At 65.5% G+C, this 15,941-nt stretch carries 14 protein-coding genes; 3 read left to right on the forward strand and 11 right to left on the reverse strand.

Translation table 11 applies throughout. The features are described 5' to 3' along the window. Positions 1-44: 44 nt before the first annotated feature. The 3 genes from ACS8YF_RS14510 to ACS8YF_RS14520 all read right to left on the reverse strand — a co-directional run bounded on the left by ACS8YF_RS14510 (position 45) and on the right by ACS8YF_RS14520 (position 3,026). On the reverse strand, positions 45-1,343 hold the full coding sequence (locus tag ACS8YF_RS14510) for a uracil-xanthine permease family protein (RefSeq protein WP_440850860.1): 1,299 nt from the start codon (positions 1,341-1,343) through the stop codon (positions 45-47). Positions 1,344-1,374: 31 nt separating this feature from the next. Beyond that, positions 1,375-2,007: a uracil phosphoribosyltransferase gene (upp, locus tag ACS8YF_RS14515; protein ID WP_440850861.1), complete on the reverse strand. Its 633-nt coding sequence runs from the start codon at positions 2,005-2,007 to the stop codon at positions 1,375-1,377. A 95-nt stretch (positions 2,008-2,102) separates the two neighbouring features. Beyond that, positions 2,103-3,026: a LysR substrate-binding domain-containing protein gene (locus ACS8YF_RS14520; protein ID WP_440850862.1), complete on the reverse strand. Its 924-nt coding sequence runs from the start codon at positions 3,024-3,026 to the stop codon at positions 2,103-2,105. Positions 3,027-3,121: 95 nt separating this feature from the next. Here ACS8YF_RS14520 and ACS8YF_RS14525 point away from each other — a divergent pair, with 95 nt between their 5' ends. Continuing rightward, on the forward strand, positions 3,122-4,078 hold the full coding sequence (locus tag ACS8YF_RS14525; RefSeq protein WP_440850863.1) for a DMT family transporter: 957 nt from the start codon (positions 3,122-3,124) through the stop codon (positions 4,076-4,078). Positions 4,079-4,353: 275 nt separating this feature from the next. On the opposite strand, the gene ACS8YF_RS14530 is transcribed toward ACS8YF_RS14525, so the two are convergent. The 3 genes from ACS8YF_RS14530 to fdhD all read right to left on the reverse strand — a co-directional run bounded on the left by ACS8YF_RS14530 (position 4,354) and on the right by fdhD (position 6,624). After that, positions 4,354-5,382, reverse strand: coding sequence for an NADP-dependent oxidoreductase (locus ACS8YF_RS14530; RefSeq protein ID WP_440850864.1), 1,029 nt, complete (start codon positions 5,380-5,382; stop codon positions 4,354-4,356). Between the two features lie 153 nt (positions 5,383-5,535). Next, positions 5,536-5,733, reverse strand: a complete 198-nt coding sequence (locus tag ACS8YF_RS14535; protein WP_440850865.1) for a hypothetical protein — start codon at positions 5,731-5,733, stop codon at positions 5,536-5,538. 39 nt (positions 5,734-5,772) lie between these two features. Continuing rightward, positions 5,773-6,624: a formate dehydrogenase accessory sulfurtransferase FdhD gene (gene fdhD / locus ACS8YF_RS14540; protein WP_440850866.1), complete on the reverse strand. Its 852-nt coding sequence runs from the start codon at positions 6,622-6,624 to the stop codon at positions 5,773-5,775. A gap of 142 nt (positions 6,625-6,766) precedes the next feature. Here fdhD and ACS8YF_RS14545 point away from each other — a divergent pair, with 142 nt between their 5' ends. Then, a complete protein-coding gene (locus tag ACS8YF_RS14545; protein WP_440850867.1) occupies positions 6,767-7,714 on the forward strand; it encodes an AEC family transporter in 948 nt (315 codons plus the stop codon). Between the two features lie 570 nt (positions 7,715-8,284). On the opposite strand, the gene ACS8YF_RS14550 is transcribed toward ACS8YF_RS14545, so the two are convergent. From ACS8YF_RS14550 to mobA, 4 genes are all read right to left on the reverse strand, one after another. Continuing rightward, positions 8,285-8,812 carry a DUF1641 domain-containing protein gene (locus ACS8YF_RS14550; protein WP_440850868.1) on the reverse strand — a complete coding sequence of 176 codons (528 nt, stop codon included), beginning with the start codon at positions 8,810-8,812 and terminating at the stop codon, positions 8,285-8,287. Positions 8,813-8,875: 63 nt separating this feature from the next. Next, positions 8,876-11,872 (reverse strand): formate dehydrogenase subunit alpha, encoded by a 2,997-nt coding sequence (gene fdhF / locus ACS8YF_RS14555; protein ID WP_440850869.1) that lies wholly within the window; start codon positions 11,870-11,872, stop codon positions 8,876-8,878. Between the two features lie 457 nt (positions 11,873-12,329). Further along, entirely contained in the window at positions 12,330-13,601 is a 1,272-nt protein-coding gene (gene moeA / locus ACS8YF_RS14560; RefSeq protein WP_440850870.1) for a molybdopterin molybdotransferase MoeA, read from the reverse strand. 49 nt (positions 13,602-13,650) lie between these two features. Next, positions 13,651-14,238, reverse strand: a complete 588-nt coding sequence (mobA, locus tag ACS8YF_RS14565) for a molybdenum cofactor guanylyltransferase MobA (protein ID WP_440850871.1) — start codon at positions 14,236-14,238, stop codon at positions 13,651-13,653. Between the two features lie 123 nt (positions 14,239-14,361). On the opposite strand from mobA, the gene ACS8YF_RS14570 reads away from it, so the two are divergent. Then, positions 14,362-15,048 (forward strand): DUF4197 family protein, encoded by a 687-nt coding sequence (locus ACS8YF_RS14570; protein WP_440850872.1) that lies wholly within the window; start codon positions 14,362-14,364, stop codon positions 15,046-15,048. A gap of 65 nt (positions 15,049-15,113) precedes the next feature. Here the strand turns inward: ACS8YF_RS14570 and ACS8YF_RS14575 are convergent, their stop codons facing one another. Further along, positions 15,114-15,683, reverse strand: coding sequence for an HNH endonuclease (locus ACS8YF_RS14575; protein ID WP_440850873.1), 570 nt, complete (start codon positions 15,681-15,683; stop codon positions 15,114-15,116). Between the last annotated feature and the right edge of the window lie 258 nt (positions 15,684-15,941).

The raw sequence follows: 15,941 nt of genomic DNA on the forward strand, positions 1-15,941 counted from the left end.
GCGCGGGCCCGCCTGCCTTCCCCGGCGGGCCGCGCTCGCTGCGCTCAACCCGTTTCGTCGTCTCCGACGTCGGCGGCGGCCCGGTCGTGTGCCGACCGGGACCGTGGCAATACCAGATTCAGCATCACGCCCAGCACCCCGGCCAGGGCGATACCCTCCAGCGAGAAACGACCGAACGAAAAATGCAGCCCGCCGATGCCACAGATCAGGATCAGGCCGACGATCGCCATGTTGCGGGACTCGGTCAGATCTTCGCCCGACTGCACCAGGCTGTTCATGCCCACCACCACGATGGCGCCGAACAGCAGCACGATGATCCCGCCCATCACCGGTGTGGGAATGCTGGCCAGGAATGCGCCCAGCTTGCCGATGAATGAGAAGGCCACGGCAAAACCGGCGGCCCAGGTCATGAGCGCCGGATTGGTGGCGCCGGTGAGCGTCACCGCGCCGGTGACTTCCGAATAGGTGGTGTTCGGCGGCCCGCCGAAACAGGCCGCCAGCGAGGTCGCCAGGCCGTCGCCCAGCATGGTCCGATGGATGCCCGGATCGACCAGATAATCGCGCCCGGTCACCGAACGAATCGCGATGATGTCGCCGAAGTGCTCGATCGCCGGCGCGATCGCCACCGGCAGCATGAACAGCACCGCCTGCCAGTTGAAGGTGGGCGCGACGAAATCCGGCATGGCGAACCACGGCGCATTCGCCACCGTGGACAGATCCACCAGGCCCAGACAGAGGCTGGCGATATAGCCGGACGCGACACCGATGATGATCGGCAACAACGCGACAAAGCCACGGCCGAGCAGCGAAACCGTCAATGTCGCCAGCAGCGCCACCCCGGCCACGATCATCGCCGGCGTGCTCGCCACCAGCGTCTGGTCGCCGGTACCGTTGTGGCCGGTGGCCAGGTTCACCGCCACCGGCGCCAGCACCAGCCCGATCACCATGATCACCGGCCCGGTCACCACCGGCGGCAGAAGACGCTCGATCAATCCGACACCGCGCCAGGCGATCAATGCCGACAACAGCAGATAAACCGCGCCGGCAGCCATCAGCCCGCCGAGGGTGGCCGGAATGCCCCAGGCCTGGACGCCGTAGATGATCGGCGCGATGAAGGCGAACGACGAGGCCAGAAACACCGGCACGCGACCCTGGGTGACGACCTGGAACACCAGCGTGCCCAGCCCGGCGGTGAACAGCGCCACATTCGGATCGAGCCCGGTAAGCAGGGGCACCAGGACCAGCGAACCGAAGGCCACGCACAGCATCTGCGCGCCCAGCAGGCCATCGCGAAATCGAAACGCATAATCCTGCGCGCGGGCCGTGTGGGCGGTCTGCGTCATGGTGTCCCCGTTGGTTATTGCGGCGTGATGTCTACTTGGTGCCGTACATGCGATCCCCGGCATCGCCCAACCCGGGGCGAATATAGCCGTGATCGTCCAGGCGCTCGTCGATGGCGGCCGTATAGATCGGCACGTCCGGATGCTCGGCGCGCAGTGCCGCCACGCCTTCGGGAGCCGCCAGCAAGCACAGGAACTTGATGTTCGTCGCGCCCAGTTTCTTCAAATGGCTGATGGCCGCGCCCGCCGAGTTGCCGGTCGCCAGCATGGGGTCGACCACGATCACGCGGCGACCGGCGATGTCATCCGGCATCTTGCAGTAGTATTCGACCGCTTCCAGGGTCTCGGGATCGCGGAACATACCGATATGCCCGACCCGCGCCGACGGCAACAGCTCGACCATACCTTCCAGCAGGCCGTTGCCCGCGCGCAGGATCGACACGAAGCACAGCTTCTTGCCGGCCAGAACCGGCGCGTCCATTGCCTCGAGCGGCGTTTCGATGCGTTCGCTGGTCAGCTCCAGATCGCGGGTGATCTCGTAGGTCAGCAGATGCGCCACCTCGCGCAGCAACGCCCGGAACTTCTGGGTCGACGCCGTGGCACGCCGCATCAGCGTGAGCTTGTGGGCGATCAGCGGATGATCGACGACGGTGACGTACTCGTCCATGGTTCTCCCCAAGAGCCGGTTCCGGATATGCCGGCGACCGCGGCGCCGGCGCCGTTATGCTACTACGGCCGCCGGAAGACCCCCAGCCCGGGCGGTCACGCCGACCGCGCGAATGCCCTGGCTTCCAGTCGCAGCCACTCGCAGAACCGATGCGCCAGCGGCGGCGGCGAACCGGTAGCGGGCCGTAGCAGCCAGTAATCGAACGGCGACGGCATCGCGTAGCGATCACCGAAGGGTGCAACCAGCACGCCGCTGGCCAGACGATCGGCCACCACCGTATGCGTGGCCAGCGCCACGCCGCGACCGGCGATCGCCTGATCCAGGACGAGGCTGAACAGCGAATAGCGCCGATGCACCGGCGCGTCCACCGCGTCGGCCCCGGCGAAATCCAGCCATTCCCGCCAGCCAGGGAAGCTTGTTGCGGCGGCGCCTGGCGTCCACGACGCATGCAGCAGGGTATGCGCCGCCAGATCGGCCGGCTGGGCCAGCGGTGGTCCGGCCGCCAGCAGCGACGGCGCACAGACCGGGAACAGCGTATCCGCCAGCAGTCGCTCGGCCTCGATCCCGAGCGCCGGCTTCGGGCCGCAGCGGATCGCCAGCCGGCTGCGCCCGGCCTGCCAGACCGGCTCGGTCAGCGACGGGCTCACCTCGATCGCCACTTCGGCCTCGCCGGCATCGAACCCGGCCAGTCGCGGCATCAGCCAGTGCTGGACGAACGACGGCGGCACACTGACGGACAACGCTTCGCCGCCGTCCTGGCGAGCCTTTGCCATCGCCGTGGCGAGCCCGGCAAGATGCCCATTCACGTGTTCGGCCAGCCGGCGGCCGGCGGCATTCAACCGCACACCGTGGGCACCCCGCTCGAACAACGTCCCGCCGAGTGTCGCTTCCAGGCGCTTGACCTGACGGCTGACTGCACCCGGCGTGACGCCGAGTTCGGCCGCGGCGCGCTTGAAACTTTCGTGGCGTGCCGCGATCGCGAATGTGCGCAGGGCATTGAGCGGTAGACGCTCGATCATGACATGAGTTTTTCTAAGCCTCGCGTCGCATAATAATTGCTTGCCGCGGCTACCGCCCGGTGCTTCACTGGCGCCCGACCCCACCGGAGCCCGTCATGAGCCATCAACCCGAGCGCGCAGCGACCGCGGCGAAGGCCCCGCAGGCGATCCGGCAACCGCTGGATGCGCGGGCCACCGGGCTCATGATTGGGTTTTGCCTGGTCATCGGCCTGCAGCAGGTCGCGATCAAGTCGGTCGCGCACGCCATCAGCCCGCTGGCCCAGATCGGTATTCGATCGCTGATCGCCGTGCTCGTGATCGCGGCCATCGCGCGCTTTCGCGGCATTGCGCTCTGGGTACCGGAGCAATTCGCCCCCGGGCTGGTCATCGGCGTGGGCTACACACTGGAATTCGCGTTCGTTGCGCTCGGCCTGAACTACACCTACGCGTCGCACATGTCGGTATTTCTGTATACCGCGCCGGTATTCGCCGCGATCGGGCTGCATCTGTTCGTCGCCGGCGAGCAGCTCGGGCCGCGCCACTGGGCGGGTGTCGTCATCGCTTTCGCCGGGCTCGTCATCGCGCTGGCGCCCAGCGCGCACGTCTCGTCCCGCGTGTTACTCGGCGACGGTCTGGGTGTGGCAGCCGGTGCGTCCTGGGCCGGCACCACCATCGCGCTGCGCACCAGTTCGTTATCGGAGGCCCCGCCGCTACGCACCATCGCCTACCAGCTTGTGGTGGCCAGCGTCTTGTTGTTGCCGACGGCCGCCGCACTCGGCGATCTCGGCTCCATCCACATGACCGCACTGGCCTGGGCCAGCCTGTCGTTCCAATCGGTGATCGTGTCGGTCGCAGCACTGCTGGTCTGGTTCTGGCTGCTGCGCCGCTACCTGGCCTCCCGGCTCGGCGTGTTCGCTTTTCTCTCGCCCATTTTCGGCGTCGGCTTCGGCGTGATACTGATGGGCGACCCGATTTCGCTGAACTTCGCCTTCGGCGGACTGGCGATTCTGGCCGGGCTGCTGCTGGTGAACACCCGCGGGCGCCGCCGGATCGTGCCGCGCACCCCCGCCTGAGCCGAGCCAACCACACCATGACCTGCACGCTCGAAGGCCGCTGTTTCTGCGCGCGGTGCGCTACCGTGTGACCGGTGCCGTGAACGGCGCGTCTTCGCCGCAGAACGGCCGGGCTGGGCCGTGCTCGACCACGAGCTGCCGGCCATTCCGGCTTTGCCGACTCGTTACCGGGGAGCGAATGAACGCGATTCGCGCCCCGTTAACCGCGCCCGGTTTTGATCTGCGTAAATCTGCGTTGATCTGCGGAAAATGCCTTGGGAAAACAGAAAAACGCGCTAGCGTTCGACCGCCAGCACCAGCTTGCCGAAGTTCTCGCCGGTGAACAGCTTGAGCAGCGTCTCGGGAAAGGTTTCGAAGCCTTCGACGATATCCTCGCGATGCTTGAGATCGCCAGCCGACAGCCAGCCCGCCATCTCGCGCGCCGCCTCCGGATAGCGATCGGCGAAATCGAACACGATGAAACCTTCCATTCGCGCCCGGTTGACGAGCAGCGACAGATAATTCTTCGGCGCATAGGCGGTGTCGCCGGCCTCGCCGGTGACGTTGTACTGCGAGATCGCGCCGCAGATCGCGACGCGAGCCCGCCAGCGCAGATTGGCGAGTGCGGCGTCCAGGATCTCGCCGCCGACGTTGTCGAAATACAGATCGATGCCGTCGGGGCATTCGCGCCGGACCGCATCGCCGATTTCCTCGGCCTTGTAGTCGATGACCGCGTCGAAGCCGAGCTCGTCGACGACGTAGGCACACTTCTCCGGCCCGCCGGCAATACCCACCACCCGCGAAGCGCCCTTCTTCTTCGCGATCTGGCCGACCAGCGCCCCGACCGCGCCGGAGGCGGCCGATACCAGCACCACGTCGCCTTCGGCCAGCTGGCCGACATCCAGCGTGCCGAAGTAGGCCGTCATGCCGGGCATACCCAGCGCGCCGAGATAGACCGGCAGATCGGCCAGTGAGGTATCGACCTTGCGCAAATCACTGCCGGGAAACACGGCATGCGTCTGGACACCCAGATTGCCGGACACCTTATCGCCCGCAGCGAAGTCCGGGTGCTTTGAATCGATCACCGTGCCCGCCGCGCCGGCGCGCATAACCTCGCCGATGCCCACCGGTTTGATATAGGACTTGCCCGCATTCATCCAGCCGCGCATGGCCGGATCGAGCGAGATGTATTCGACCGCGATCCGAACCTCGCCGTCGCGCGCCTCGCGCAAGGGTTCGGTGGTCAGATCAAAATCAGCCCGCTCGGGCAGCCCCTTCGGACGACGGGCCAGGCGGAATTGACGATTATCGATGGTGTCGGTCATGAAAAATCTCGAGGGGACTTCGATGTACCGACGTTAGGCGCTACGCATCGGCCTGACAAGAGCCGTGAGCAGGCAACGCCGCCAGGCCCGCCCCGGCGCGCACGCGTCCGCACGGGAACGCGGCAAAATAGCGGCCAACGCAAGGCAATGCCCTTATCCAGGCGCGAGCGAAGTATCCCGCCCGGATGTCGCCCCCGGCCGGATCAAGAACAACAGAACCGCGATCACCGCCCCGATTGCATCCGAAGTCCAGCCCGGGAAGATCAGCGCCAGCGCGCCGACCAGCGCAACCAGCCGGAACAACGGGTTGAGCGGTGCCCGCGGATAGCCCTCGACCGCTACCGCCAGCACAAGCGCAGGCGGCGTCGCCCTATTATTGGAACAGGCGCGTTAGTCGCCCCGCAGCCGCCGGGCACCGCTGTAACAGTTGAAGCGTTCGCCGCGCAGAAAACCAACCAGCGTGGTCGAAAACCGACGGGCCAGCTCCACCGCGAAGCTGCTCGGTGCCGAGATTGCGCAGACGACCGGAATACCGGCCGCGATCGCCTTCTGCAACAGTTCGAAGCTCGCCCGGCCGGACAGCATGAGCGCTTGCTGATCCAGCGGCAACTCGTCCTCGAGCAGCGCCCGACCGATCAGCTTGTCGAGGGCGTTGTGGCGGCCGACATCCTCGCGCAGCGCAATCAGATCGCCACCGGCAGCAAACAGCGCGGCTGCATGCAGGCCGCCGGTGGTTTCGAACACCCCCTGCTCGGCGCGCATCCGGTCGGGCAACCCCAACAACCAGCCGGGCTCGATGCGTAACGCAGCGCCCGTGGCCGGATCGCCCCGGCGCGGCTCCGGCGCGCGAAAGCTGGGCTTGCCGCAGACGCCGCAGGCGCTGGTCGCCAGCGTATTGCGCTCGATCCGGTCGAGGCGCGCGCGGGCTGCCGGCTTGAGCATGGCGCGAATCACGTCGGGCTCGTCCGGGCTGTGGCGCAGATAGACGATATCGCCGGCGGTTTGCACCACGCCTTCGCCGTGCAACAGCCCGGCGGCCAGTTCCCGGTCGTGGCCAGGCGTGCGCATAGTGATGAGCGGCTCCGCCCCGGCCACGTGAATCTCCAGCGCGCGCTCGACCGCCAGCGTGTCGTCGGACGTGCGCCAGGCGCCATCGCGGTAGCTGGCGATTTTCACACGCTCGCGGGCCGCGGATGACGCGTCGCCGGTGTCGGGCAAGTCGGGGCCGTCGGCTCGGCGCATGGGCAAGTCGGGTGCCAATATGAATGGCATCATGATAATGCGTCGGCGCGGCGCTGTATCCCGCCCATGGCGGAAGTCTATACTGGCGCCCGCTCCACGGCCTTCGCGGCCTTTTCATTTCTGCATCTCCGGCCCGTTGCCCATGAACATCGCGGCGATTTTCATCCATACACTGGACGTCACGCTGCCGGTGTTCGCGCTGGTTTTCGTGGGCATCGCCATGCGTCGGATCGGCTGGATCGACGATCGCTTCGTCTCGGCCGCGTCGAAGATCGTGTTCAAGGGCAGCATGCCGGCGCTGATCTTCGTGTCGATCGTGGGTGCGAATCTCGGCGACGCGATTCGCCCGGGGATGATCGCCTACTTCGGCCTGGCCACGGTGGCAAGCTTCATCCTGATCTGGCTGTGGGCGATCTGGCGCGTGCCCGAGATCCAGCGCGGCGTCTATGTACAGGGCGCGTTTCGCGGCAACTGCGGCATCGTAGGTCTGGCGCTGGCGCAGAACATGTACGGCGATTTCGGCCTGTCCGCGGGCAGTATTCTCGTCGGGGAGGTTATCCTCATCTACAACATCCTCGCCGTGATCGTGCTGACCTGGTACCAACCGAGTGAGAGCGCGGACTGGCGCTCGATCACGCGCGGCGTGGCCACCAACCCGCTCATCCTGGCGACCCTGGCCTCGGTTGCCGTCGCCGCGAGCGGCATTCCCATGCCGAAGTGGGTGATGACCAGCGGCGAGTATTTCGCCCAACTCACGCTGCCGCTGGCGCTGATATGCATCGGCGGCGCGCTGTCGGTTCGCGCGCTCTACGACGCACGCGGCATCGCGTTTTCGGCCAGCGCGATCAAGATGACGATTCTGCCCGGGGCGGCGGTCATCGGCGGTTGGCTGTTGGGCTATCCGCCGCGCGAACTGGGGCTGATGTTTGTCTACTTCGCCTGTCCGACCGCGGCGGCCAGCTTCATCATGGTCGAGGCCATGGGCGGCGATGCGCGTCTGGCCGCCAATATCGTGGCTCTGACCACGCTGGCCGCCAGCGTGACCATGACCACCGGCGTGTTCGTGCTGCGGGTAGCCGGGATCATCTAGGGCCTGTTGCCGTTTCGTCCGAGTCCGCGCCAAGCGCTGTTTTGCGGCAAGACGAGGCGTAGCGAACGTGGCGTAGTGGTTCTACGTGAGAGAGCTACAACGCTGGATTGCCGCAAAACAGCGCTTGTCCCGAAGGGTTGGGCCGCAAATCGCGCCCGGCGGCGTTGCAAGTCTTGATCGTGGCACGCCACGATGCGGCGACTCGCGCCTTGCCGGACACGATTTGCGGTCTCCAACGCGGCGCTCGTACGAAACGGCAACAGACCCTAGAGCATTTTCCGCTTTTATCGATCCACTGCGCGCCGGCAGCGATACGCCAACGTGATTGTGTACGACACGCAGCTTCCTGAATCAGCAAAAGCATTTGTCCGCAAATGCACGCAAATGAGCGAGAATAAGAAAGAAGATGAAGGCAGCGCTGGCGTCAGGCTCAGCTGCGCGAGCAATCGCGTCGTCAAGCCTTTGACTGAACTTTGCACATCATCGAGTACACCAGCCGGCAGAAAACGCATCGTATCTGCGTTCATCTGCGGATAAATGCTTTGGGACAATAGAAAAAGAGTCCAGGGCCTAACCCTTCGAATCGCTACCGTCACCATTTTGCTGCTTGCCGGCATCGTCGCGTTGACGACGGCTTTCGGCCGAGAACGCCTTGGCGCCCTCGATCACCGGCGCCAGCGTGCGCCAGAGGTCCTCATCGCGCAGCAATTTGAACACGCCGGTCACGCCTGGCGGGTCGTAGGGCGATTGATGCGCGCCCGCCGCGGTTTCATCGACCCGGTCGAGGCCGGCATGCATGGCATTGAACATGCGCTCCAGCTGATCGGGGTCGATCTTGCCCAGCTGCTTGGCCAGCACCAGCAGGTTACGCATGCCGGCCTGGCCGTGCTCGGTATTGAGGCTGTCGAGCGCGATCATCGAGACTTCCGGCATCGCGCCCACGAAATCCTTCAGCCAACGCATCAGGCCGGATTCATAGAGCTGATCCAGCAGTTCATTGATTTCGGCGATGCGGCCCTCGAATTTCTCGAGTTCGTCGGCCGTTTCCGGACGCAGCCGTTTGGCTTGTTCCGGGCGATAGTGAATCTGTTCTGCCATCGGGAAAATCCTGTCGAGCCACGGCCGCGATGCATCGCGGCCGTGGCGTGAATTCAAGGCCTGCTACAAACCGCTGCCGGTCGGGCGCATCTTGGGCGGACGCTTGTAGTCGTCGCGCTCCCATTTCTGGTTGACCTGCACACCGCTGGTGGGATGCCGCTTCTTGTTGCGCTGATTGTTCGGCTTGAGCGGCGCCGGCCCGTGGTCCTCGAGCAGCTCCATGTTCACCGCCAGCTCCTTGTAGGCCGGGGTGTCGGTATCCTTGTCGGCCTCGAAGCTGGTGAGCACGTTGATCGCCTCGATGTTCTTCTTGCCGTGCATGGGCATGTACAGCTGCTTGCCCTGCACGCGGTCGGTCACCTCGACGGCGACCTTGATCGCCCCGCGCCGCGACTTGAGCCGGACCACGGCGCCGCTTTCCAGCCCGCGCTCTTGGGCCAGTTCCGGCGAGACCTCGACGAAACCGTGCGGGATCTTGTAGACGATGCCAGCGGTCTCGTCGGTCATGTTGCCTTCGTGGAAATGCTCCAGCAGGCGCCCGTTGTTCAGGTGCAGGTCGTATTCGTCGTCGACCTGGTCGGTCGGTTCGGTCCAGCTCACCGGATGAAATTTCGCCTGGCCGTTATCGAAATGGAATTTGAGTTCCGGATAAAGGTCCGGGGTATCGGTGCCGTCGGCGGCGACCGGCCACTGCAACGAGTTGAAGCCGGTCAGCCGGTCGTAATGCACGCCGGCGAACATGGGCGCCAGACCGGCGGCCTCGTGCATGATCTGGCTCGGATGGGTATAGCCCCAGTCGTGGCCGAGATGCCTGGCCAGTTCGGTGAGGATCAACCAGTCCGGCTTCGAGTCGCCCAGCGGCGGGAAGACTTGGTAGATACGCTGGATCCGCCGCTCGGTGTTAGTGAAGGTGCCCTCCTTTTCCACCGAGGGGCTGGCCGGCAGCACGACATCGGCAAACTCGCAGGTGCGCGAGAAGAACATGTCCTGCACGACAAAGAATTCCAGCTTCTCGAAGGCAGCCTGCACATTGAGCGCGTCGGAATCGACGATACTCATGTCCTCGCCCACCACATACAACGATTTCAGATCGCCGTCGTGGATGTTGTGCACCATCTGGTGGTTGTTCAGCCCCTTGTTCGTCGACAGTTCGACGCCCCAGGCTTTTTCGTAGCGCTGGCGTACGGCGTCGTCGGCGACGAACTCGTAGCCCGGGAAACGATCCGGCATGTTGCCGAAGTCAGAGGCGCCCTGGACGTTGTTGTGCCCGCGCATCGGGTAGCCGCCCGAGCCGAAGCGGCCCATGTTGCCGGTCACCAGCAGCAGGTTGCACAGCGCAGTCGCGGTATCCGAGCCCATGGAGTGCTGGGTCACGCCCATGGCCCACACGCCGCAGATGGTATCGGCCTCGACGATCATGTCGGCCGTCTTCTGTAGCGTCTCGCGGCTGATGCCGCAGCGCTCGATGGCGAACTCGAAGGTGAAATCTTCCAGCGAGGCCTTGAATTCCTCGAAATGGTCGACGTGCTCGCGGATGTAGGCCTCGGCGTGGTAGCCGTTGTCGATCAGGTACTTCGAGATCGCATTCATCCAGATCATGTCGGTGGCCGGCGCCGGCTCGAGATGCAGATCGGCGCGCTGGGCCAGTTCGTTCTTGCGCAGATCGGCAACGATATGCTTCTGGCCGTGGAGCTTGGCCGCCCGCTTGAAGCGGGTTGCGATTACGGGGTGGCTCTCGGCCGTGTTCGCGCCGACGACCAACAACAGGTCGGCCGCTTCCAGGTCGGCGATGGAGCCGGTGTCGGCGCCGTAGCCGACGGTACGCCACAGCCCCTGCGTGGCCGGCGCCTGGCAATAGCGCGAGCAGTTGTCGATGTTGTTCGTGCCCATGACGCCGCGCGCGAGCTTCTGCATCAGGTAGCCTTCCTCGTTGGTGCACTTCGAGGAGGCGATATAGGCCAGCGCGTCCGGGCCATGCGCAGCGCGGATTTCGTTGAAGCGGCGCGCGATCAGGGCATAGGCCTCGTCCCATTCGGCTTCACGGAAGGCGCCGTTCTCGCGAATGAGCGGCTTGGTCAGGCGTTGCTCGCTGTTGATGTGACCCCAGCCGAACTTGCCCTTGATGCAGGTGGAGATCTGGTTGGCGGGGGCTTCGTGCACGGGCTGGACCTTGAGCAGTTCGCGCTCGCGCGTCCACATCTCGAACGAACAACCCACGCCGCAATAGGTGCAGACGGTCTTGGTGCGCTTGAGCTCGGTCTCACGCATGGCCGCATCGACCTCGGACACGGCGAAGATCGGGCCGAACCCGGTCGTATGTTCAGCCGTCTTGACGACGTCGATCGCGGCGCGGCCCAGCTTGCGATAGCCATCGCGATTCTGCGGCGAGAGCGCGGTCATCGGCCCGACCTTGCCGATGGCCGTCTTTTCCATCAACGCATTGCAAGGGCATACCGTGACGCAATGACCACAGGACACGCAGGACGAGTCCTCGATCGCGACGTCCTCGTCCCAGATCACGCGGGGCCGTTCGCGCGACCAGTCGATCGACAGGGTCTCGTTGACCTGCAGGTTCTGGCAGGCCTCGACGCAACGGCCACACAGGATGCACTGATCCGGATCGTAGATGTAGAACGGGTTGGAGTAATCCTTGTCGTAAGGCTTGCCGCGGTATTCGTAGTGCTGGCCCGGCACGTGCATGTCGCGCACGGTGTTGTGTACCGCGCAATCGCCATTATTGTTGTCACAGACCGAGCAATACAGGTCGTGATTGGAGGTCACGCGGTTGATGGCTTCCAGCCGCGCGGATTCGGCCTCGTCCACATTCAGGCCAACCTCCATGCCCGGTTTGACCGTGACCGCGCAGCCGCGAACCAGGTTGCCGTCGACCTCGACCATGCAGGTATCGCAGGTCTGGATCGGCCCCAGGCTGGGGTGATAGCACAGATGGGGCATGTACACGCCCGCCGCATCGAGCGCTTCCGGCAAAGGCTGGCCGGTACGCACAGTTACCGACTGGCCGTCGACGGTGATATCGAAAAACTCAGCTTCCTGATCCACGAACTTGCTCCTGTTTACCGTCGACTGGGACTAGTCGGAATCGCGCGCTATGCCGGATCCGGCGCCGCGCCGCAATTGGCCCCGCGGCTCGGCATCTCGATCAAGGCACGGGCGGCTGCTGACATCAAGCACGGCCCCTCGGGACCGCGGTCTCGCGGCGCGATGTCGCATTCGGGTCGTCGACGATATTCGATTGTGTTGCCGATGAGTATCCCCACGTTTCGACCTCGGAATCAATCGATATTATCTCGGTCAAGCCGGCGCCCCGCGCCTCGGAAGGCATGAAACATGGCCCGACCCGGTGCATCGGCGGCTGGTGGCAAACACCCGCGGCCGGCGGTGCCCGGTTGCGCCATGCCATGGCCGCGCGGTGGTTGCGGGCCGAAGTGCGCTCGCTCGCGACGTCTCGCCGATCATGCCAGGACACCGCCTCGGCCTGATCTTCCGGGATGCCGAATTACGGATCAACCGTCGCCCAGATTGGCTGGGCGAAGGGTTCGACCGTCACCGGTGTCCCCGCCGACACCCCACCACTTTCCGCGGGCAGCAGGATGAAGGCATCGGCACGGCTCATCGATCGCATCACACCCGAGCCCTGATGATCCAGGGCGATCACCCGCGGCGCGGCGCCGGCCCAATCCAGCCGCGCTCTGAGAAAATGCGCGCGACCGGGGGGCTTGGTCAGATCGGTCGCGGTCGGCAGGGTCATGCGCATCGGCGGCGCGGGCACGCCGCCGGCCAGCCGCACCAGAGCCGGGCGCACCAGCTGGAGGAACGTCACCGCGGACGAGACCGGGTTGCCGGGCAAGCCGAAGAAACGGGCCCGGCCGACGCTACCCGTGACCAGCGGCTTGCCGGGCTTGATCGCGACCCGCCAGAAATCGATGGTGCCCTTTTCGCCAAGTATATCGACCATGAAGTCGGCGGCGCCCACCGAGACCCCGCCACTGGTGATCAGCGCATCACAATCCGCAGCGCGGTCGAACGCATCGGCCAGCACGCGACGCGAGTCGCCGATAGCGCCCAGGTCCACGCCAAGCATGCCGAGGCTTTCCAGTTGCGCCGCCAACCCGTAGCGATTGCTGTCGTAGATCTCGCCCGGCGCCAGCGGGCCGTCGATCGGCCGCAACTCGTCGCCGGTGGAAAAGAACGCCACCCGAGGGCGGCGTACGACCGCCACCTCGGCGGCGCCCACCGACGCGAGCAGGGCGATATCCGCCGGACGGACAAAGCTGCCGGCGGATAGCACCGTGGCGCCGCAGGCTAAATCCTCCCCCGCCGGCCGGATGTTCGTGCCCGCGGCTGGCGGCGAATCAATGCTGACGGCCTCGTCCTCGAGCCGCGCGTTTTCCTGCATGACCACGGTGTCCACCCCGTCCGGCACGACCGCACCGGTCATGATGCGCACGCATTCGCCCGCGCCGACGCGGCCGTTGAACGGATGCCCCGCCAGGCTCTGGCCCACGACGGTCAATCGCGCGCCGGGGCGATTGATACTGGCCGCGGCGTAGCCATAGCCATCCATCGCGGAATTGGCCGCGCTCGGCACATCCACCGTCGCGACCACGGGTGCGGCGAGCACGCGATGCAATGCGCGGGGCAATGGCACGCGTTCGGTCTGCCGGATGGGCTCGATCGCATCGATGATCCGGCGCCGGGCCTCGTCGAGCGCCATCGGTGGACTGGCATCGCCGGGCCGGACGGCCGACTGGCGGGAAGTTGCGGCCATATGCATCTCGCTTTGCGATCCGGACACCCTGCCGGGGGCAATCTCGCGCTCAGAGGCGATGGGTCAACGCCTCGGCGTCCTGGTCGCTGTTGATATTGGCAAACGGCCCGGCTTCGGCCCAATCGACCACCACCCGGCCGATATCCTGCTGCCATTCGGTGACACGGCGCACACCCGAGAACAGCGCTGCCTGGATGTCGTCCAACAGGGAACGACGCATGAGCGCATGCAGCGGATGCAGTTCATCGGGGGTGCGCGCCACGGCGAGGTCGGTTTCCGGACGCATGGCGGCAGCCAGCCGCGCGGCCAGATCCAGCGGCAGCAGCGGCGTATCGACGGGCACGATCAGCACGTACGGTGTCGCCGCGGCCTTGAGCACCGCCGCAATGCCAGCCAGCGGACCGCGATGATCGTCGGTGTCGTCACCATGCACTGTATAACCGAGGCCACGATAACGCGCAAGGCTGCGGTTCGCGCTGATCACGATGTGTCCGACCTGAGGCGTGACGCGCTCGATCGTATGCTCGATCAACGGGCGGTCGCCCACGCGGTACCAACCCTTGTCGATGCCACCCAGGCGACGGCCTTCGCCGCCGGCCAGGATACCCGCGGTAATCTGTTCGGGAGCAATTTTCATGGCGTTATTCTGTCGATCCCGCCGGGTTCGGGCAATGCTCGTCGCCTGCTTTAGAACTTTTTTCAACGCGAGCGTTCCAAACGCCAGCAGGTCCGCGGCAACGACAGCGAGGCGTCAGACGCGATGCGATGTTTTGCGATCGGCCTTCTGGCCTCCAGTCTGCTCACCTTCGTCACCGGAGCCCAGGCCAGCGGTCTGGGCGCGCGGATGGAGCGGGCCATGGCCGCGCCGCCGCCCGAGAGCACCTCGCGCACCCGACGTGTCGGGCGCGACGACATGGCGACCGGGTTGAAGAGCGTTTTGGCCGACGGCGCCAGTACAGCAGTCCTCGAACTCGGCGCGCCGGGTGGCTTCGGCCGGCGGCCGCTGGATCGTTGGCCGGCCATGCGTAGCCCGGCCGGTCGGGATATCCGTCTCACCCACATCGCAAGCGCGGCCGAAAATACCGCAAGCCAGGCCGGCCCTGTTTTGCGCGAAGCGATCAACGCACTCTACATCCCCGATCCGCAGGCACTGCTCGAGCATGGCGCCCCGTCCGCCACCACATTTCTCGCCGATCACGCCAGCCAGTACCTGCGCTGTGCGTTGGCACCTATCGCGGCCCGTGCCTATGCCACGGTGACGCGTACTCCTCGGCGGCCGATCGAGTCGAGCACGAGCGCGCCCAATTCCCTGCTGGCCGATCACATCGCGAGCCAAACGCTCGACGCGCTACTCGATGCGATGGCGCGACAGGAATATCTTGTCCGCCGCGGCGCGGCGACCCACACCGGCCCGCAACGGGCGCGCATTTTCGGCCAATCGACCTAGCGTCGGCCCTGCGACGGACCCTTGCGCCCTGCCGGCGCCGGTCGAGGCGCTGCCGGTCAGCAACGCTAACTCGCCATGCGCACACGACGCGGCGCCAGGCGCTCAAGGAACGCCTGTTGATCGGCGAGGATGCGACGATTGGCCAGAATGAGCCATTCCGCCAGATTGGGCTCGTACGGCAGCGCCAGCAACTTCATGCCGGCCTGTTCCGGTGTCCGGTCGTCCTTGTAGCGGTTGCACGGCTCACAGGTCGAGACGACGTTGCGCCATGCGTGTTCGCCGCCTTTCGACCTCGGGACCACGTGTTCGATCTGCATCTGGGCAAAGCTCAACTGCGTGCCGCAGTACATGCACAGCCCGCCATCGCGGTGGAACAATTCGCGGCGCGTGAGCGTGGGCACCAGGTTACGCGTGAACCGATGCGAACGATCGCGTACTGCGATGATCGAATCGATGGCGATTTCGCTGCGCGCCCCCGTTTCGCGCGATCGCCCGCCCCGCAAAACAATCTTCTCGCTACCTGCTTCCCAGGCGATCTTGTCCGTGAAATACAGGCTCACGGCTTCGCGCCAGTCCACCCACTCCACGGGTAGACCGCCGGCATCGAGTTTCAGAATGCGTGGTATCACCAACACGAAGTGCGACCTCCTTTCGCCGCAACCGGCCACTCCGGGCGGACATCGCTTGTCAACACTTCTTTCTTGTACCGGAAAGATCGTGACCCGCGCAATCATGCGCGCGGCGCGCACATGCCCCGCGGGCGTAACAGCGGGCGGCGGGCAGGGGGCGAGAGAGGGACTGCGCACGGGCAGGTACCATAAAAAAAGCCCCGACGCGGGTGCGACGGGGCTTTTCATTTGGAGCCTGGCGGTGACCTACTCTCACATGGGGAG

The organism is Salinisphaera sp. SWV1 (assembly GCF_052044155.1).
Classification (GTDB): domain Bacteria; phylum Pseudomonadota; class Gammaproteobacteria; order Nevskiales; family Salinisphaeraceae; genus Salinisphaera.

Bases quoted from the DNA above. Each gene is read 5' to 3' on its own strand.
- ACS8YF_RS14570 (WP_440850872.1), top strand. From the start codon at position 14,362: ATGCGATGTTTTGCGATCGGCCTTCTGGCCTCCAGTCTGCTCACCTTC.
- ACS8YF_RS14545 (WP_440850867.1), top strand. From the start codon at position 6,767: ATGAACATCGCGGCGATTTTCATCCATACACTGGACGTCACGCTGCCG.
- moeA (WP_440850870.1), bottom strand. From the start codon at position 13,601: ATGGCCGCAACTTCCCGCCAGTCGGCCGTCCGGCCCGGCGATGCCAGT.
- ACS8YF_RS14525 (WP_440850863.1), top strand. From the start codon at position 3,122: ATGAGCCATCAACCCGAGCGCGCAGCGACCGCGGCGAAGGCCCCGCAG.
- ACS8YF_RS14550 (WP_440850868.1), bottom strand. From the start codon at position 8,812: ATGGCAGAACAGATTCACTATCGCCCGGAACAAGCCAAACGGCTGCGT.
- ACS8YF_RS14510 (WP_440850860.1), bottom strand. From the start codon at position 1,343: ATGACGCAGACCGCCCACACGGCCCGCGCGCAGGATTATGCGTTTCGA.
- mobA (WP_440850871.1), bottom strand. From the start codon at position 14,238: ATGAAAATTGCTCCCGAACAGATTACCGCGGGTATCCTGGCCGGCGGC.
- upp (WP_440850861.1), bottom strand. From the start codon at position 2,007: ATGGACGAGTACGTCACCGTCGTCGATCATCCGCTGATCGCCCACAAG.
- ACS8YF_RS14520 (WP_440850862.1), bottom strand. From the start codon at position 3,026: ATGATCGAGCGTCTACCGCTCAATGCCCTGCGCACATTCGCGATCGCG.
- ACS8YF_RS14530 (WP_440850864.1), bottom strand. From the start codon at position 5,382: ATGACCGACACCATCGATAATCGTCAATTCCGCCTGGCCCGTCGTCCG.
- fdhD (WP_440850866.1), bottom strand. From the start codon at position 6,624: ATGCGCCGAGCCGACGGCCCCGACTTGCCCGACACCGGCGACGCGTCA.